This is a genomic window from Bradyrhizobium sp. 930_D9_N1_4 (assembly GCF_052076015.1).
Taxonomy (GTDB): domain Bacteria; phylum Pseudomonadota; class Alphaproteobacteria; order Rhizobiales; family Xanthobacteraceae; genus Bradyrhizobium.
This window is the reverse complement of record NZ_CP197236.1, coordinates 246,258-263,054: the sequence shown is the minus strand read 5'-3', so window position 1 is coordinate 263,054 and position 16,797 is coordinate 246,258. Positions and strand designations below refer to the sequence as shown.

At 64.0% G+C, this 16,797-nt stretch carries 18 protein-coding genes and 1 tRNA gene; 8 read left to right on the top strand and 11 right to left on the bottom strand.

The features are described from left to right. Window positions 1-320: 320 nt before the first annotated feature. On the bottom strand, window positions 321-1,322 hold the full coding sequence (locus AB7532_RS01245) for an NAD-dependent epimerase/dehydratase family protein (protein WP_441233025.1): 1,002 nt from the start codon (window positions 1,320-1,322) through the stop codon (window positions 321-323). Window positions 1,323-1,466: 144 nt separating this feature from the next. Here AB7532_RS01245 and AB7532_RS01240 point away from each other — a divergent pair, with 144 nt between their 5' ends. Together AB7532_RS01240 and AB7532_RS01235 are read left to right on the top strand one after the other, a co-directional pair. Next, complete coding sequence (locus AB7532_RS01240; protein WP_441233024.1) at window positions 1,467-1,778, top strand: hypothetical protein; 312 nt, start codon at window positions 1,467-1,469, stop codon at window positions 1,776-1,778. A 3-nt stretch (window positions 1,779-1,781) separates the two neighbouring features. Continuing rightward, entirely contained in the window at window positions 1,782-2,321 is a 540-nt protein-coding gene (locus tag AB7532_RS01235; protein ID WP_441233023.1) for a nucleotidyl transferase AbiEii/AbiGii toxin family protein, read from the top strand. Window positions 2,322-2,546: 225 nt separating this feature from the next. On the opposite strand, the gene AB7532_RS01230 is transcribed toward AB7532_RS01235, so the two are convergent. Further along, a tRNA-Gly gene (locus tag AB7532_RS01230) sits at window positions 2,547-2,621 on the bottom strand. Between the two features lie 275 nt (window positions 2,622-2,896). Between AB7532_RS01230 and trxA the strand changes: the two genes are divergently transcribed. Together trxA and AB7532_RS01220 are read left to right on the top strand one after the other, a co-directional pair. After that, window positions 2,897-3,820, top strand: a complete 924-nt coding sequence (trxA, locus tag AB7532_RS01225; protein ID WP_441233022.1) for a thioredoxin — start codon at window positions 2,897-2,899, stop codon at window positions 3,818-3,820. 30 nt (window positions 3,821-3,850) lie between these two features. Next, a complete protein-coding gene (locus AB7532_RS01220) occupies window positions 3,851-4,528 on the top strand; it encodes an LON peptidase substrate-binding domain-containing protein (RefSeq protein ID WP_441233021.1) in 678 nt (225 codons plus the stop codon). 193 nt (window positions 4,529-4,721) lie between these two features. On the opposite strand, the gene AB7532_RS01215 is transcribed toward AB7532_RS01220, so the two are convergent. The 3 genes from AB7532_RS01215 to AB7532_RS01205 all read right to left on the bottom strand — a co-directional run bounded on the left by AB7532_RS01215 (window position 4,722) and on the right by AB7532_RS01205 (window position 6,196). Continuing rightward, entirely contained in the window at window positions 4,722-5,315 is a 594-nt protein-coding gene (locus AB7532_RS01215; protein ID WP_441233020.1) for a cytochrome b/b6 domain-containing protein, read from the bottom strand. A gap of 33 nt (window positions 5,316-5,348) precedes the next feature. Further along, a complete protein-coding gene (locus tag AB7532_RS01210; protein ID WP_441233019.1) occupies window positions 5,349-5,627 on the bottom strand; it encodes a PepSY domain-containing protein in 279 nt (92 codons plus the stop codon). 218 nt (window positions 5,628-5,845) lie between these two features. Then, window positions 5,846-6,196 carry a hypothetical protein gene (locus AB7532_RS01205; protein ID WP_441233018.1) on the bottom strand — a complete coding sequence of 117 codons (351 nt, stop codon included), beginning with the start codon at window positions 6,194-6,196 and terminating at the stop codon, window positions 5,846-5,848. A 91-nt stretch (window positions 6,197-6,287) separates the two neighbouring features. Here AB7532_RS01205 and AB7532_RS01200 point away from each other — a divergent pair, with 91 nt between their 5' ends. After that, window positions 6,288-6,818: a TetR/AcrR family transcriptional regulator gene (locus tag AB7532_RS01200; protein WP_441233017.1), complete on the top strand. Its 531-nt coding sequence runs from the start codon at window positions 6,288-6,290 to the stop codon at window positions 6,816-6,818. Between the two features lie 45 nt (window positions 6,819-6,863). Beyond that, window positions 6,864-7,061, top strand: a complete 198-nt coding sequence (locus tag AB7532_RS01195; RefSeq protein WP_441233016.1) for a Trm112 family protein — start codon at window positions 6,864-6,866, stop codon at window positions 7,059-7,061. A 201-nt stretch (window positions 7,062-7,262) separates the two neighbouring features. Here AB7532_RS01195 and AB7532_RS01190 read toward each other — a convergent pair whose 3' ends face one another. Next, window positions 7,263-8,483: a ubiquinone biosynthesis hydroxylase gene (locus AB7532_RS01190; RefSeq protein ID WP_441233015.1), complete on the bottom strand. Its 1,221-nt coding sequence runs from the start codon at window positions 8,481-8,483 to the stop codon at window positions 7,263-7,265. 209 nt (window positions 8,484-8,692) lie between these two features. On the opposite strand from AB7532_RS01190, the gene tesB reads away from it, so the two are divergent. Continuing rightward, on the top strand, window positions 8,693-9,556 hold the full coding sequence (tesB, locus tag AB7532_RS01185; protein WP_441233014.1) for an acyl-CoA thioesterase II: 864 nt from the start codon (window positions 8,693-8,695) through the stop codon (window positions 9,554-9,556). A 249-nt stretch (window positions 9,557-9,805) separates the two neighbouring features. Here tesB and AB7532_RS01180 read toward each other — a convergent pair whose 3' ends face one another. Genes AB7532_RS01180 through AB7532_RS01165 form a run of 4 tightly spaced genes read right to left on the bottom strand, consistent with a single transcriptional unit; the run spans window position 9,806 to window position 14,796 of the window. Beyond that, window positions 9,806-10,768, bottom strand: coding sequence for a Bug family tripartite tricarboxylate transporter substrate binding protein (locus AB7532_RS01180; protein WP_441233013.1), 963 nt, complete (start codon window positions 10,766-10,768; stop codon window positions 9,806-9,808). Between the two features lie 50 nt (window positions 10,769-10,818). Continuing rightward, on the bottom strand, window positions 10,819-12,042 hold the full coding sequence (locus tag AB7532_RS01175; RefSeq protein WP_441233012.1) for a CaiB/BaiF CoA transferase family protein: 1,224 nt from the start codon (window positions 12,040-12,042) through the stop codon (window positions 10,819-10,821). A 24-nt stretch (window positions 12,043-12,066) separates the two neighbouring features. Beyond that, the gene (locus tag AB7532_RS01170) at window positions 12,067-13,206 is read right to left on the bottom strand and encodes an FAS1-like dehydratase domain-containing protein (protein WP_441233011.1); all 1,140 of its coding nucleotides are present in this window, start codon (window positions 13,204-13,206) and stop codon (window positions 12,067-12,069) included. 15 nt (window positions 13,207-13,221) lie between these two features. Beyond that, window positions 13,222-14,796 carry an acyl-CoA synthetase gene (locus AB7532_RS01165; protein WP_441233010.1) on the bottom strand — a complete coding sequence of 525 codons (1,575 nt, stop codon included), beginning with the start codon at window positions 14,794-14,796 and terminating at the stop codon, window positions 13,222-13,224. 143 nt (window positions 14,797-14,939) lie between these two features. Between AB7532_RS01165 and AB7532_RS01160 the strand changes: the two genes are divergently transcribed. Further along, window positions 14,940-15,761, top strand: coding sequence for an IclR family transcriptional regulator (locus tag AB7532_RS01160; RefSeq protein ID WP_441233009.1), 822 nt, complete (start codon window positions 14,940-14,942; stop codon window positions 15,759-15,761). Window positions 15,762-15,869: 108 nt separating this feature from the next. On the opposite strand, the gene AB7532_RS01155 is transcribed toward AB7532_RS01160, so the two are convergent. Continuing rightward, entirely contained in the window at window positions 15,870-16,781 is a 912-nt protein-coding gene (locus tag AB7532_RS01155; RefSeq protein ID WP_441233008.1) for a DUF4339 domain-containing protein, read from the bottom strand. Window positions 16,782-16,797 lie beyond the last annotated feature (16 nt).

Sequence of the window (16,797 nt, the reverse complement as noted above, 5' to 3'; positions counted from 1 at the left end):
TATGGCTAGTCGAGAGGCGAAGTTTTCAGTCTGCCGAGAGCAGACGCAAAAAGGTTAGCACATCTGCCGGCGGTGAGAAGCGCATCGCGTGCGCTGCAGTTGCGCTCAATAAAAATTGAGACGGATTTTCTCTCGGCGCGTGAGAGGCGACGACAACGCTCTCGCTGCAACGCGGAATCGAGCGCGCGTGCGGCTTACTCATGAGCCGTAAAAGGGAGCGTCAAAACAAAAAGTGCGAAAACAACCCCATGCACAGTAGAACGGCTCGGGCAGGTTCGGGCCCGGTGACGCCGCGCAGACATTTGACGTGGCGGGCAAAATTACAAATGCGGCGCCGGCGAGGCGACGGGGTACGGTCCGTCGTCAAACACCGCATCATGATAGCCCTTCGACCCGACCTCGCGCGCTAGCGCACTGCGGAAATCGCGGCCGTCGCGAAGGCAGTTCAGGACGTGGGCGAAGTCGAATTCAGGCCGCCAGCCCAGCTCGCGTCGCGCGCGCTCGTTGACATAGACGCGGTCGATCTCGGGAAACAGCCGCCAGCCGCGCGCTGCGTAGAGTTCCGCGCAATCGGGATAAAGCGCGTGCACGACGCCGGCCGCATCGCGCGCGAGCGCGGCGAGGTGGCGTTGCTCGAACGGGCTGGTGGCCGAGACGATGTAGCGGCCGAAACCGATCGCGGGGGCGCGCTCGACGGCGAGCAGATGGGCGCTCACCGCGTCCGCTATATCCAGCCGGCGATAGAGCAACTCGTTGGCCTGCGCGTTGTCCAGCGGATAGGCCGACCGCATCGCGGCATCGTCATCGTCCTCCGGGAAGAAGCGCGAGGTCCGCAACACCACGACCGGCAGCCCGCGCTCGCGAAAGAACAGCTCGCAAAGGCTTTCGGCCATCAGCTTCGTCGTGCCGTAGATATTCTTGGGCACCGGCACCAGATCCTCGGTGACCCACACCGCGGCCTGTCCCGCCTCGGGCCGGAGTTGCGAACCGAACGCGCTGGTGGTGCTGGTGAAGACAAAGCTACGCACGCCGGCAGCAGCGGCCGCCTCGAGCAGATTGAGCGTGCCCGTGACATTGGTGTCGATGAAGTCCTGTTTGCTGTGAGTCGCCACATGCGGCTTGTGCAGCGTCGCGGTGTGGATGACGGCGGTGACGCCGTCCATCTGGCGCCGCACGAAGTCGGGATCGACGATCGAGCCGACGGCGTCGGTGAAGGGCGAGGGCTTCAGGTCGATCCCGCGCGCAGGAGAGCCGCGCCCGCGGAGCGTGCGGAGGGTGGCCTCTCCGAGGTGGCCGGCGCTGCCGGTGATCAAGATTGTCATATGAGACCGAATAGACCAATCCGCCAACGACCGAAGACGATCGCCCGTTCCGCGGCATTTAATTGAGGTTTGCTGCGAATCCAGTCGCGCAGACAGAACAAAAAGCAAACAAATTGACTGCAAAGGCCGTTGGGGGGAGTGTAGATGCTCCCGCGTCAATCTTATATTGACTGGGGCATCCAGATAGTGACGCAGATGAAGAGTCCCATCCTAGTTCTGACAACCGTCAATGCGCCGTACAGCAAAAAGCTGGACGCGCAGGGGCTTGTCCATTGCCTGCTGAATCCCTCTTCAGCGAAAGCCGCCTGCGGTCCGATGTCGTCGTTTTTCGGCGACGTTGAACCCGGTCTGCAAATTGCGTTCGCGGAGATGTATGGCATCAGCCACGATCAGTTGGTTGCTGCCGCGAAAGCGTTCGCCGAATTTTCGGGGCAATCCTATCCACTTGCGGCGTAACAAGTGAGTGCTCAATCAGACTGGGCGCAACTTTTTCGTATTGCCTGCGCAATGATCCGGCAAGTCAACGCCAAACAGAAAATCATCGATCATTGGACGTTCGGTGGCGGCACCGCGATGATGCTGCAAATCGATCATCGCGTAAGCCACGATATCGATATCTTTCTTCCGGACCCTCAAGTTCTTCCGTTTCTCGATCCACAGAAGCATGACTTCGATTTCGAGATCAGGCCCGTTGACTACAACGGAGATGGCGTACGGCTTCTGAAGCTCGGCTTTGAATTTGGTGAGATCGATTTTATCGTCGCGCCGTCACTGACTTCCTCGCCGACGATACAGACGACGGTTGAAGGCGAAGGAGTGCTCCTGGAGACAATCCCGGAAATCATTGTGAAGAAGATCTATCACCGGGCGAAAGCATCGCGCCGCGAGATATATTCGACATCGCGGCAGGCAGCGAAAAGCATGCGGAAGCTATCATCAGGGGGTTGGCGAGCTATCGCGACAGCGTCGCAAACGCGCTGTCTGCAATCGGCAAGCTAAAGCCTGACTTCGTGAGCGCAGTAATCGATCAGCTCTCGATCAAAGATCCATACAAGCCGATCGCGAAGATCGCGCTGGAAAGACCAAAAATCTTCTTCGCGCTGTATAGCGGGCACGAATTACCCTGAATTTCGGGCTTGTACCCATTCCCGGCCTGCACGAAAAATCGGCGCAGCGGCTCGCCCTGGCGGGAATAGCTACTCGTTGGATGCTCTGGGAAAAAACTGGAGCGGGCGAAGGGGCTCGAACCCTCGACCCCGACCTTGGCAAGGTCGTGCTCTACCACTGAGCTACACCCGCATCCTGTGTCGGTCGCATGACTGCGCCGGCAACGGCTGTCGTATGCCAAAACCGGGCGGCGAATGCAACAGCTACCGGCGGGATAGATTCGGTTTCGAAGCCCCATATGGAGCCCGAATGCGACCGAATCGCCCGAAAACGCCCCGGAACCGCCGAATCGGCACCGATGGATTGAAATTCGGCCGGCCCGGCCCAATTTAGGGCCGACAGCGAAGCATATGTGATGGCGACGTGCTAAAGAGCCGGCCATTCCAGATATCAGACGAGGGGATCCCGTGACGATCATCGACCAGGGTAACGGAGCCGCAAACCCGGCTGCGGCCGATCTGATCAAGGACACCACCACCCAGACCTTCGTGAAGGACGTCATCGAGGAATCGAAGCGCCAGCCGGTGCTGATCGACTTCTGGGCGGAGTGGTGCGGCCCCTGCAAGCAGCTCACCCCCATCCTGGAAAAGGCGGTCAAGGCGGCCAAGGGCAAGGTCAAGCTGGTCAAGATGAACATCGACCAGCACCCGGCGATCCCGGGCCAGATGGGCATCCAGTCGATCCCGGCCGTGATCGCCTTCGTCAACGGCCAGCCGGCCGATGGCTTCATGGGCGCGGTGCCGGAGAGCCAGATCAACGCCTTCATCGAAAAGGTGACCAAGGGCGTCACGGCGCCCGGCGAGGCGAACATCGCCGAGATTCTCCAGGAGGCCGAGGCCGTGCTCGCCGAGGGCGATGCGGCTGCGGCCGCGCAGATCTACGCCGAAGTGCTTCAGCACGAGGCGACCAACATCTCGGCCCTTGCGGGCCTCGCAAAATGCTACGCCGTCTCCGGCGCGATGGAGCAGGCCAAGCAGACGCTGGCGATGGTGCCGGAATCCAAGCGCAACGACCCCGCGGTGAAGGCCGTGCAGACCGCGATCGATCTTGCCGAGCAGGCGGAGCAGCTGGGACCGGTCGCCGAGCTGGAACAGAAAGTCGCCGCAGATCCGCTCGATCATCAGGCGCGCTTCGACCTCGCGACCGCGCTGAATGCGCAGGGCAATCGCGCAGCCGCCACCGAGCAGCTGCTCGCGATCATCAAGCGCGACCGCAAATGGAACGACGACGGCGCCCGCAAGCAGCTCGTGCAGTTCTTCGAGGCCTGGGGCGGCGCAGACGACGCAACCGTCGAGGGACGCAAGCGCTTGTCGATCATCCTGTTTTCATAAACGCAGGTCGCAAAGCGACGCGGGGACCAGATGCCGATCAACATCGAATATCGCGGACCCGCCGACCTCCCGGAGATCGTTCCGGTGTTTCCGCTGCCGGGCGCGCTGCTGTTGCCGCGCGGCCAGATGCCGCTCAACATCTTCGAGCCGCGCTATCTTTCGATGGTCGACGACAGCTTCCGCGACGGTCATCGCCTGATCGGCATGATCCAGCCTGACATCGCGCACTCGCCGAAAAATTCCGACAAGCCGACGCTGTTCCGGGTCGGCTGCGTCGGCCGCATCACCCAGCTCGCCGAATCCGGCGACGGCCGCTACATCCTCGAGCTCACCGGCGTCTCGCGCTTCAAGGTGGTCGAGGAGCTCGACGTGCTGACGGCCTACCGGCAGTGCAAGGTGGACTTCTTCACCTTCGTCGACGACTTCACCGCGCGCATGGGCGAGGACGAGGTCGATCGCGAAGCGCTGCTGGCGGTGCTCGCGGACTTTCTGAAGGCCAACAACCTCAAGGTCGACTGGGAAGGCGTCGAGAGCGCGCCCAATGAAGCGCTGGTCAACGCGCTGGCGATGATGTCGCCCTATGGCCCCGCGGAGAAGCAGGCCATGCTGGAGGCGATGGACCTGAAGACCCGCGCCGAGATCCTGATCGCGGTGACAGAGATGGACCTCGCGAAGAAACGCACCAGCGGCGATCCGCCGTTGCAGTGAGGGGCGACTGAGCTTCCGCGAAAATGGTGCGCTCCCTCGCCCGCTTGCGGGAGAGGGTCGGGGAGAGGGTGCCTCCGCAACGGGACAATCCCCCAGAGGATAGAACCCTCACCCGCGTCGCTTCGCTCCGCGACCTCTCCCGCACGCGGGAGAGGTTGGACCGAGCCCGCGGCCTGGCTGTTCCAACACAATTTCAGTGATGACCGCGGATGCGCTTGCGTCCGGTGAACATCGCGCGGATCAAATTCTCGCGCTGAAGAAGCCCCATCAGCACCACGCCCAGCACGTGCACAACGACCAACACGATGACCGCGTCCGATGCGACGGCGTGGGTGTCCTCGATCCACCAGATGCCGAAGAAGGTAACCGTCACCGACATCGCGCCTGTGATTGCCGAGACGGCGACCGCGAGCAGCAGGGCCACCATCATCAAGCTGCCGGCGGGATTGAGACCGATGTAGCGGCCGGTCATGCCGCGGCGGAGATTCCAGAGATAGCCCGGCGAAGCGCGGAGCCTGACGCCGACCATGCGGAAGCGCGAATAACGGCTTCCCCAAAAACCCCAGACCAGACGGAAGGCGAGGAGCCCGAGCACCGTATAGCCGATGATCCGGTGAAGGCTGTCATAGACAGTGGGGGTGAACCACGCGGCCAGAATGCTGGCCGCGAAGGCCCAGTGCCAGAGGCGAAGCGGGAGGTCCCAGACTGCGACCGTCCGCGATGCAGGTCTATCCGCGGGGGTCCTGTCGGACGCCCCGCGCGTTTCTGGCACCGCTTCTTCGATCAAGCCGCGACTATCCCTCAAGCCTTACTTGAAGCTTTACTTGGCAACTGTCTTCTTCAGGCTCAGGTCTTCCGGGCTGTAGAACAGCTCGTAAAGCTTGCCTTCCTTGACGCCGTAGACCTCATAGCACGAACCTTCGATCTTGGAGCGCCGCACCTCGTAACCGAGCGCCTTGGCCTTGGCTTCGGCTTCGCTCGCCGGCTTCCACGACGCCTTGTCGAGCTTGGTGCAGTCCTTGAAGCCGTCGGCCATGGCCGCCGAGCTCATCCCAATGCCGACCGTCAGTGCAATTGCAACAACACGAATGACCTTCACGAACGTCTCCTCCTCTGTCGTGTGCGCGCGTGGCGCGAAGCGGGACCGAAGGAAGCAAAGGGGATGGTGAAGTCAATCCGGTTCGGGGCCGGCGTGATTTAGAAATATTCTAACGATCCGAAAAACATCAGCGCTCTCCGTGGTCCGCGCGCATTTGAAGGGCTGCTGCGGCCTTACGTCTCACAGGTTCGATGACGCGTATTCCGGATGCAGCGCACCTAGTAGCCCGCGACCGCCATCACGACGACCGCGCTGAGCATCATCCAGCCGAAATGGCGTCCGCGCGTCGCCCAGGCGTTCGCGAGAGCGGAGAAGCCGAACACGCAGGCCATGGTGATGACGATCCAGTGGCGTGCCGCCTCCGAGCCCATGCAGGGCGCCGCGATCAGCAGCACGCCGCCGCCGATCCAGGCGACGGTCGAGGCCTGCCAGACCAGGCGGATCAGGGTGCGGAGCCGCTCCGGTTCGATGGTGGCGTGGGCAAAGACCCTGGCCTCGCCGAGGTAACCGTGGATGAGGGCCACGACGATGGTCAGGACGCCCGCGCACTGGAGCAAGAGATCACGCATCGATGCCTCCATACAGATATGTATGGAGGATTAATCGCTCGCCTGCCGGCTGTCAATACACTAGTGTATGGCTGGATTGCGGGACCCCGACATGGCCGAACAACTCTCCGCCGACGACTGGATCAACGCTGGTCTCAAGGCACTCGCCAAAAGCGGCTTCACGGCGCTGAAGGCCGATCCGCTGGCAAAAGCCATGGGCGTGTCGCGCGGCAGCTTCTATTGGCACTTTGCCGATCTCGGCGCGTTTCATGCCGCCGTGCTGAAGCGCTGGCGCGAGATCGCGGCCGAGCAGATCATAGCCGACGTGGAAGCCGCGGGCGACGAGCCGTTGAGGGCGCTGCTGCAACGATCCTTCGGCGCGAGGCTCGATCTCGAACGCGCCGCGCGCAACTGGGCGGCGTTCGATGCGGCCGCGCAAGGCGCGGTCCGCGCGATCGACCGGCGCAGGGTCGACTATATCGAGGCGCTGCTGGCGAAGCGGGGACTCGCGCCGGCAGTGGCGCAGGCGCGCGCGCAGATCCTGTACTGGACGTTTCTCGGCTTTGCCTTGTCGGGCACGCCCGTGCCGGCGGCGCGGCTCCAGGGCCTGCTGGACGAAATTATGCGGATGGTTTCCGCCTAGACCGCGATTTTCTGTGCTAGAGGCAACTGACCGCCGGAGACACCGATGAACGCGACCACCGAACGCCCCGAAAACAGCGTCGATCCCAAATTGCTGGAGATTTTGGTCTGCCCGCTGACCAAGGGCCCGTTGGAGTTCGATTCCGCAAAGCAGGAGCTGATCTCGCGTTCCGCAAAGCTCGCATATCCGATCCGCGACGGCATCCCGATCATGCTGCCGGAAGAGGCGCGGAAGATCGATTGAGGGGGCGAGAGTTTGGCGCGATGACCTCGCAACAAACTCAGTGTCGTCCTCGCGAACGCGGGGACCCATAACCACAGGGAGTGGTTATAGGACGCGCTGGCAACTCCGAGTCATCGCCAAACTTCTCCCTGGGGTTATGGGTCCCGGATCTGCGCTTCGCTTGTCCGGGACGACGGCGGAGAGTGGAGCGCCAACCTTCGCCTACAGCGCCTCGCCCTTCAACAACCTTGGAATCTCGCCCGTCAGCCCAGCCGCCTGCCGGATGAAAAGATTCTTCAGCGGCGGGGCGCGGTCGACCAGGCCGAGGCCGATGTCGCGCAACGAGCGCAACAGGGTCGACTGGTTGGAGAACAGGAAATTCAGCGAGTTGGTGGCGACGCCCATCGCCATGGTGTCGAAACGGCGCCAGCGCTGGTAGCGCTCGAGCACGTCGGCGCCGCCGAGATCCATGCCGAGTCGCGCCGCATCGACGACGACTTCGGCCAATGCTGCGACATCCTTCAGGCCCATGTTGAGACCCTGGCCCGCGATGGGATGGATGACATGGGCGGAATCGCCGACCAGCGCGAGGCGCTCGGCGATAAAGGAGCGCGCGACGAAATAGGACAGCGGAAAGGCGCGCGGCTTGTCGAGCGCCTTCACCTCGCCGAGATGCAGACCAAAACGCTGCTCGAGCTCGGCGTGAAACTCCTCGTCGCTGAGCGCGATGATGCGCGCGGCTTCAGCTCGGCGCTCGGTCCACACCAGCGAGGAACGCTTGCCCGAGAGCGGCAGGATCGCGAAGGGGCCCGCGGGCAGAAAGTGCTCCTCGGCGCGGCCTTCGTGATCGCGCTCGTGGCCGACGGTGACGACGATGCCGGACTGGTCATATTCCCAGCCATGGGTGGCGATGCCGGCGCGTTCGCGCAGCTTCGACTTGGCGCCGTCGGCGGCGACCAGAAGGCTCGCCGCGATCACGCTGCCATCGCCAAGCGTCACGTCGATGCCCTCGGCGCGTGCATCATAGGAAGCGACCGTGGTGGCGCGCAGATCGATGCCCTCGGCCTCGGCGCGCACCACCAGCACATCGATCAGGCGGCGGTTCTCGACCATGTGGGCAAAGGGCTCACCCGGCGCGACGTCGCCGGCGAAATTCAGGAATACCGGACGGGTGGCGTCTTCCAGCTTCGAGTCGGTGACGACCATGTCGAGGATCGGCTGGGCCTCGGCCCTGACGTCGTCCCAGGCGCCGATCGCCTCGAACAGGCGGCGGCAGGCGGCCACGATCGCGGTGGCGCGGGGGTCGCGGCTCGGACGTGTGCCGAGCGCGGGGTCGGCGACGATGACGGGAATCTCGGGTCCCAGCCCCTGGCGTAATGCCAGAGCCAGTGCGAGGCCGGCAAACGCGCCGCCGCCAATGACAATGCTACCCTGTACCGACATACCAAAACCCCAGTCAATTCTTGGTCTTGCTAGCAGACTATAGCTGGGCGAAACAGTGAGGTGAAACAAGGGCGGAACGGCCCAATGTGTCATTCCGGGGCGCGACAAGGTCGCGAGCCCGGAATCCATAACCACAAGCCGGGGTTATGGATTCCGGGCCTGCGCCGTTCCGGCGCATCCCGGAATGACGAGCTGAGAAAGTTCACGCCATGTCCAAGAGCCTGTTCGACCTGATTTCGATCCTCGACCTCGAACAGCTCGAGGTGAACCTGTTCCGCGGCAACAGCCCGAAGACGGACTGGCAGCGGGTGTTCGGCGGCCAGGTGATCGGGCAGGCGATGGTTGCGGCCTGCCGGACCGTCGAGGGCCGGCTGCCGCATTCGCTGCATTGCTATTTCATCCTGCCGGGCGACCCGCAGGTCCCGATCATTTACCAGGTCGAGCGCCTGCGCGACGGCAAGAGCTATTCGACCCGCCGTGTCACCGCGATCCAGCACGGCAACGCGATCTTCTCCATCATGGTCTCGTTCCACGCCGAAGAGGAAAGCGCGTTCGATCACCAGGACAAGATGCCTGACGTGCCGCCGCCGGAAAAGCTGACCGCGGAGGAGGTTGCAAAGCAGCCGCAGTTCAAGGAGATGCCGGAGTTCATCCGCCGCTACTACGAAATGGATCGTCCGATCGAATTGCGCCCCGTCGAGATTGGGCGCTATTTCGGCCAGAAGGTCGACGACGGCCGCATCCATATCTGGATCCGCACGGCCGCGAAGCTGCCTGACGATCCCGCGCTGCATCTGTGCGCGCTCGCCTATGCGTCGGACTTTTCGCTGCTCGACGCGATCATGGCCCGCTATGGCCGCACCCTGTTCGACAAGCAGATGATGCCGGCGAGCCTCGATCACGCGATGTGGTTTCACCGCCCGTTCCGCGCCGACGAATGGCTGCTCTACGCGCAGGATTCGCCGAACGCGCGCGGCGGCCGCGGCTTGAGCCGCGGTCTCATCTTCAAGCCCGATGGCACGCTGGTCGCCTCGGTGGCGCAGGAAGGCTCGGTGCGGGAGCGCAAGGCGTAGAGCGAAATGGGCTTAGGTTGAATCAAGCGGCCGCGGGCTCGGTGCACCTCTCCCGCTTGCGGGAGAGGTCGGCGCGGCCCGGGCGATGCGAAGCATCGTCCCGCGCGCCGGGTGAGGGCTCTCTCCTCTTGGGGGTTCTCGATTGTGGAGATACCCTCTCCCCAGCCCTCCCCCGCAAGCGGGGGAGGGAGCACACCTCCCTCGTTGCAGCATTCGAACCTCATCACATCCTGCTTTAGCCGGCGGTCGTCAGCCGCCTTGCAAGCCCGTCGCCTTGATCACCGGCCCCCATTTGCGCCGCTCCTTCGTCTCGAACCGAGCGAGGTCCGCCGGCGTTCCGCCGGCAGGATCGAGTCCCAGCTCGTGTAGCCGCTTTCGCGTCTCGGGCAGGGCCAATGCCTTGGCGAACTCGCCGTTCAGAAGCTCGATGATGGCCGCTGGCGTGTCGCGCGGCGCGTAAAAGGCATTCCATCCCGCCATCTCGAAATCAGGCACACCCTGCTCGGCGACGGGCTTCACGCCGGGCAACAGCTCGCTCGGCTTCAGCACGGTGATGCCGAGCGCCTTCAGCTTGCCGTCGTCGATCTGGGTGCGCACCGCCGTGACCGTATCGATGATCAGAGGCACCTGCCCGCCGAGCACGTCGGTCATCGCCGTCGCCGATCCCTTGTAGGGAACGCCGAACATCGGCGCGCCGGTCATCTCCTTGAGAAATTCGAAGATGACGCGCGCGGTCGTACTCGGCAGGGCGATGTCGATCTTGTCAGGCTTCGACTTGGCCGCTGCGATCAGCTCGGCCACGCTGTTTCCGGCAAACGACGGACTGGCCGTGATCACCAGCGGCAGCTTGCCGACCAGGATGATCGGGGCGAAATCCTTGTCCGGCGCGAAACCCATCGACGGATACATGAACTCGTTCATGGTCTGGGTGGCGTTGGTGCCCATCAGCAGCGTATAGCCGTCGGGCTCCGCATGCGCCGCCTGCTCGGCCCCGATATTGCCGCCGGCGCCGGGCTTGTTCTCGACATAGAAACGCTGGCCCAACGTCCGCGACAGATGATCGGCGAGGTATCGCGCCACGACGTCGGTACCCTGGCCCGCCTGATAGGGAACGATGATCCTGACCGGCCTGGTCGGATAGGTTTGCGCAATGCTCGCGCAACTCCATAGCAGGGCCAGCAATCCCACGGCCCATCTCGCGGATTTCAGCATGATCGTTTCCTCTTGTTTTGCTTATTTTGATTGTTGTCGTGATCGCCTTCTTATCGTTGCGCGAATTCCTTCCCTGGCGACGTGACGATGCCTGCATCGATCAGACGGTCTATCATCGCCTCGTCGAGACCAGCCTCCGCCAGGATTTCGCGGGTATGTTCGCCGAATCGCGGCGGTCGTCGTCCGGTACCGCCGGGCGTCTGCGCGAGCTTCACGGGAATGCCGGGGGCGGGATGGCCCTCGCTTTCGACCAGCATGCCGCGGTGGGCGACATGGGCTTGCGCAAACGCCTGCGGCACGGTGTTGACGGCGCCGGCGGGAACGCCGGCTTGCATCAGGTCGCGGCAGAGATCGTCAGACTTGAACGCCGCAAGCGTCCGCTCCAGCTCAGCGCGAAGGGCTGTGACGTGCCGAAGCCGGTCGGCATTGGTGCGGAAGCGCGGATCGTCCAGCAGATCGCCGCGCCGGACCTTCTGGCAGAAGCGGCGGAACTGACCGTCATTGAGGATGCCGAGAAATATCTCGCCGTCGGCCGCCGCGAATTTGTCGTAAGGCGCGATGTTGGGATGTGCGCTGCCGAGACGACCGGGCACATTCCCCGAGCAGAGCCAGTTCGCCGCGTGCGGGACCAGGAGGGCGAGCGCGGTATCGAACAGCGTCACCTCGACACGCTGCCCCCGTCCGGTCCGCTCCCGCGCCGCAAGCGCCAGCAATACGCCCGTGAGCGCATTGTATCCGGTGACGTAGTCGACGATGGGGACGCCGACGCGCGTGGCGCCCGAACCTTCCGTCCCGTTGATGCTCATCAGGCCGCACATGGCCTGGAGCACCGCATCATAGCCCGGCAGCCCGCCGAGCGGCCCGTCGGCGCCGAAGCCCGAGATGGCGCAGTAGATCATGCGCGGAAAGCGTTCGGACAGATGAGTCTGGTATCCGAGCCCCCAGCGCTCCATGGTGCCCGGCAGGAAGTTCTCCACCAGCACGTCGGCGTCCTCGAGCAGGGCTTCGAGCACCGCGCGTCCCTCGGCACGCGACAGGTCGAGCGCCATGCCACGCTTGCCGCGGTTGACGGCGCCGAAATACGCGGCCTGCCCGGCTGCGTCGAAGGGTGGTCCGAGACCGCGGGTCTCATCGCCCGACGGTGGCTCGATCTTGACGACATCGGCGCCATGATCGGCCAGCATCTGCGTGCACAGCGGCCCCGCCAGCACGCGCGAGAGATCGACGACCTTGAGGCCGGTCACCGCTCCGCGCGTGAGTTCGGTTGCGGGCATGCTCATTCGCCCAGTTGGTTGTTGTCAGCTACGGCTCGGCAATTCCACGATGCCGGTGCCGAGCACGGACAGTTCGTCGTCCTGGTTGCGCGCTTCCTGCTCGATTTCGACGAGGTGTCGGCCGTTCTCGACGAACTTGCGCTTCACCTTGCCCTTGATGAACAGGATGTCGCCCTCGGGATTGTGCCGGCGGATCTTGCAGGTCGCACGGCGCAGGAAACCGTCATCGCCCATCCAGTTGGTGAGGTGATGGGTGAGCCAGGAGCAGCGCTCCGGACCGTAATCATAGGCGCCGGGCGCGCCGACTTCGAGCGCGAATTCCTCTTCCCAGTGCACGCGCTCGGGGCAATCGGGAATATTGAAGCGATTCGGAATGCCGAGACCGCGATGCGCGTCCTGCAGCCTCCAGGCAAGCTTGTTGGCGCGGATGTAGAGACCGCCCCAGCCCTGCGCATAGGCGATGAAGCCGGTGACGGTCATCGGGCCCTTCAGCATCACCGGCAGCGCCTCGCCTTCGGTGACGTCCTGCCAGTAGCGCGGCCGCGAGCCCTGAATCCGCTCCTCGGCATAATGCTTGTAGGCCGCGGCCAGCTCCTCGTCGCTGTAGCGGCGCGGCTCGCGGGCCCTGACCTCCTTGTACTTGGTGCCCTGCTCGCGCGCGTGGTCGCGCTCGGTGCGGAAGCACCAGCTGTCGGCTTCGGCGACGAGGTCGCCCTGCTGGTTGAAGAAATCGACGTGATAGGTCTGCTGGATCGCACGGCCGGCAAAACGGGTCTGGTGCTCGACGAGATCCTTGAGCTTGGCCTCGGTCGAAATCACGTCATTGCGCCTGACGGCCTTGTGCCAGGTCCAGTCCGCACCCGACCACATGGCGTGCACGCCGGGCATGCCGCCGACATAGCCCGACACGATGCGGCTGGTCGAGAACAGGAAGCTCGGCAGCGCGACGATGCCGCCATAGCTCGTCTTGGCGGCGTAGTCGGGATCGCACCAGAGCGGGTTGTCGTCGCCGATGCCGTGCGCGTAGTGACGGATGTTGTCGCGCGTCGCCTCGTAGCACCAGGGCTCGGCGGTCACGCCGATGTTGACGCCGATGCGCTTGCGCAGATCGTCGAGACCCTCTTCGGTGATTTTCGGAAACCTGCTTTCGGTCTTGTCCAGCATGTGACGTTCCTTCCTCTAGCTCATTGCTTCTGATTGCTTGGCTTCTGATTGCTTGATCGCTTCGCGGTCACGCAGAACCTTGCGGTTGACCTTGCCGGCCGGCGTCTTCGGCAGCTCCGCGACAAAGCTGACGAGACGCGGATATTCGTGGTGGCTGAGGCGCTGGCGCACGACGTCCTGGATTTCGTGTTCGAAGGCCGTATCGCCCGGCCGCTCGGTGACCACGAAGGCCTTCACCACCTGTCCACGGAGCGGATCCGGCACGCCGATAGCGGCGGCCTCGCGCACCTGCGGATGTTTCAGGATCGCGTCCTCGATCTCGACGGCGCTCATGGTCCAGCCGGCCGAGATGATGACGTCGTCGGCCCGGCCGCCGTGGTAGAAGTATCCGTCCTCGTCGATGCGCCCGAGGTCCTTGGTCGCGATCCAGGCGCCGCGGCGCCAGACCTTCAGCTCGCCTGTCACGCCGGGCGCGCACTGCTGGCCTTCAGGGTCCTGCACCTCGACGCGGCCACCGGGGATCGGCTTGCCCAGCGATCCAGGCTTGACGGCGAAGTCGTGCGCACCGGGATAGCTCACCAGGATCACGCCGATCTCGGTGGTGCCGTACATGCTGCAGACCTGATGGCCGAAAGTGTCGTTGACGAAAGCTGCCGTCTCGCTGTCGATCGGCTCGCCGGTGAACGACATCTTTTCCAGCACGTAGCGGTAGCGCGGCGCGGCGCCGGAATTCCGCATCATGCGGTAATGCGTGGCGGCCGCGGAGATGTTGGTGAAGCGATGCTGCTCGAGCGCAGCCAGCAAACGCTCCGGGTTGAACTTGCCGGCATAGGCTCCGATGGTGATGCCGAGCGCCAGCGGCGCCAGCGTGCCGTGCCAGAGCCCGTGGCCCCAGGCCGGCGATGACGGGCAGATAAAGCGATCGCCCGGGCGCAGGCCGGTGCCGTACAGCGCCGCCACCATCAGCGTCACGATCGAGCGATGGGTGTGCTTGACCGCTTCGGGCAGCTCGCGTGTCGTGCCCGAGGTATATTGAAACAGCGCCATCGCGTCGGCCGCCGTGTCGGGCGTGAAGTGCGGCGCAAAGCGCTGCAGGCCGTCCAGGAAAGCGTCGTCGGCGACGACGACCTCGGTGCCGATCCCGGCGAGAAGCGGTGCCTTTTCCGCATTCGTGACGATCAGCCGCGGCTTGCAATCGTCGACGCGCAGCTTGACGCCATCAGGTCCGAACAGCGTGAACAGCGGCACGGCGATGGCGCCGGCCTTCATGGCGCCGAACACCGACACGTAGAAGGCGCGCGAAGGCTCCAGCATGATCGCGACGCGGTCGCCGGCCTTGATCCCGCGGCTCACCAGATCATGCGCGAAGCGCGAGGACGCTTCCGCAAGCTCGGCAAAGCTCAGCACCTCGTCCGGCCCGTCCGCGCGAACGACGATCACGGCCGGATTGGAACGGCCGGCGTGCCGGTCGATGCATTCATGCGCGATGTTCAGCTGCGCGCGATCGCCGTCGAACAATTCCCAGAGCTTCTCGGGAGAGAAGATCGTCTGCGCGGCCGCGTAGCTCGTGTAGTCGGTCAGCTTGGTCATGACCGGCAAGATACCGACGCCGCGTTAATTGTCAAATAGCACCACTAATTGTATATGTACAATTATGGCGTATCAACACGAGCGCTGCATGCGGCGCGACGATGACGATCAAAGCCGTGCCGGCGCTGCCGCGGTGAGATGGGATGATGTTGTTGCGCACCGGCCGCTGTTGTACCGATACGATCATGCCGAATGCCAAATCACCCCGCGTCCGTGCCGTCCCCGCGGTCACGCGCGCCGTCGCCATCCTCCGCCTGCTCAGCCGCAGCCGCACGCCGCTGGGTCTCAAGGCGATTGCGGAGAATCTCGAACTGGTGCCGAGCACTGCGTTGCACATCGTGCGCGCGCTGCTGGCGGAGGATCTGCTGCAGGTCGATCCGCAGACCAAACGCTACAGCCTTGGCGTCGGCATGCTGCCGCTGGCACGCGCCGTGCTCGAGAATGCGGCCGACTTTCCCGGCCTGATGCGACCGAAGCTCGATGAGCTTTCAAGTCGCTACGGCGTCATGGCGATCGGCGTCGAGGTGCCGGACCTCGACAACATGATCGTCGTAGCACTAGCGCGCAGCCAGGCGCCGGTGCGGCTTCATGTCGACATCGGAAGCCGTTTTCCGGCATTGATCAGCGCCACCGGCCGCTGCGTTGCCGCCTTCAGCGGCCAGCCGGAGAAGGAGATCGAGAAGCGTTTCCGTTTGCTGCGCTGGCATAACGCACCGACCTATGATGCCTGGCGCAAGGAGATCGACCAGGTGCGCAAGCAGGGGTTCAGCATCGATCGCGGCAATTACATTGCCGGCGTGACGATCGTCGCCGTGCCGGTCCTGAACGCAAAGGGGACGATCTCGCACACCATCGCAGCCGTCGGCCTCGGCAGCCAGCTGGATCGCGCGACCTCGCTGGCGCTGGCGCGCGACATGCGCGCGGTTGCGGAAGCAATCGCCGCGCAACTGGCCATCCAGGCCTGATACCCGGGCGCACGGAAAACCTGATCGCCATGAGCGCGACTGATCGCGCTCATGGCTTAGCAGATCATGGCTTAGCGGATCATGGCCTTGCGGATCAGGCCTGGCAGCTTATGCCTGGCGCGACCCGCGCGGAGCGAGCACGGTCTCCGACGCGAACCAGTTCATGATCCAGCGATACACCCACGGGATCGGGATGATGAAGCCGCACAGGAATGCGGCCACGATGCCCCGCCAGAGAATCCCGAGACCGCTGCCGTTGAAGACGATCTCGCGCCGCGTGCCTTCGATGCTGCGGCAGAACCAGCGCATCTGAGCGGCGGCGACCCAAGCCCAGCCGATGATGGTGATGATCGAGATCGCAAACAGCAGGCTCCAGCCGACATAGGCCCAGACCGTGCCGGTGAAGCTCAGGCCGAGCGGCTGCCCGTTGGAAGCGAGATTCGCGACCATCCATTTGATCAGGAGCCAGTAGAGAACGATCTGCGCGATGAACAGCAGATTGCTCAGCAGCGGAATGCCGAGGAGGCCGATCACGATCGCCAGAACGATAAAGCCGAAAAACCACGGCACCAGCGTCATCGCATTGCCGGTGAAGCTGAGATTGGGCCGGCCGGGCACCTTCACACAGGGCACGATCCATTTCGTGTACCAAACGAACAGCCATGGCACCGGAATGACGAAGCACGAGCCGATCAGCAGCACGAGCGAGCGCCAGGTGAACTCGAGGATGCCGAAATCGACCGCCAGCGCTCCTCCGCCAGCACCGGTGCCAGTGCCAGCGTAGCCGGCATCGGCGTAACCACCGCCACCCATCATCGGCGGGCCGCCGGCGGGGATCATCGGAGGCGCACCGCCGCCGATCAGGCCGGGGATTTCGGCGGCCTTCTGCCAGCCGGCCATGCCCTCGGACCACACCAGCGTATCCGGGCGCACGATCCCTTGCGCGACCAGGTCGCGGAATTGCCCTTCCGGATAGGGCCCCTGCTGCTTGCCCTCGGATGCGTAGAACCAACTCGCCATGAAGCGTCCCCCTCAA

Coding starts and splice junctions, on each gene's coding strand:
- AB7532_RS01245 (WP_441233025.1), bottom strand. CDS start 1,322: ATGACAATCTTGATCACCGGCAGCGCCGGCCACCTCGGAGAGGCCACC.
- AB7532_RS01240 (WP_441233024.1), top strand. CDS start 1,467: ATGCTCCCGCGTCAATCTTATATTGACTGGGGCATCCAGATAGTGACG.
- AB7532_RS01220 (WP_441233021.1), top strand. CDS start 3,851: ATGCCGATCAACATCGAATATCGCGGACCCGCCGACCTCCCGGAGATC.
- AB7532_RS01205 (WP_441233018.1), bottom strand. CDS start 6,196: ATGCGTGATCTCTTGCTCCAGTGCGCGGGCGTCCTGACCATCGTCGTG.
- AB7532_RS01200 (WP_441233017.1), top strand. CDS start 6,288: ATGGCCGAACAACTCTCCGCCGACGACTGGATCAACGCTGGTCTCAAG.
- AB7532_RS01195 (WP_441233016.1), top strand. CDS start 6,864: ATGAACGCGACCACCGAACGCCCCGAAAACAGCGTCGATCCCAAATTG.
- AB7532_RS01190 (WP_441233015.1), bottom strand. CDS start 8,483: ATGTCGGTACAGGGTAGCATTGTCATTGGCGGCGGCGCGTTTGCCGGC.
- tesB (WP_441233014.1), top strand. CDS start 8,693: ATGTCCAAGAGCCTGTTCGACCTGATTTCGATCCTCGACCTCGAACAG.
- AB7532_RS01180 (WP_441233013.1), bottom strand. CDS start 10,768: ATGCTGAAATCCGCGAGATGGGCCGTGGGATTGCTGGCCCTGCTATGG.
- AB7532_RS01175 (WP_441233012.1), bottom strand. CDS start 12,042: ATGCCCGCAACCGAACTCACGCGCGGAGCGGTGACCGGCCTCAAGGTC.
- AB7532_RS01170 (WP_441233011.1), bottom strand. CDS start 13,206: ATGCTGGACAAGACCGAAAGCAGGTTTCCGAAAATCACCGAAGAGGGT.
- AB7532_RS01165 (WP_441233010.1), bottom strand. CDS start 14,796: ATGACCAAGCTGACCGACTACACGAGCTACGCGGCCGCGCAGACGATC.
- AB7532_RS01160 (WP_441233009.1), top strand. CDS start 14,940: ATGATGTTGTTGCGCACCGGCCGCTGTTGTACCGATACGATCATGCCG.
- AB7532_RS01155 (WP_441233008.1), bottom strand. CDS start 16,781: ATGGCGAGTTGGTTCTACGCATCCGAGGGCAAGCAGCAGGGGCCCTAT.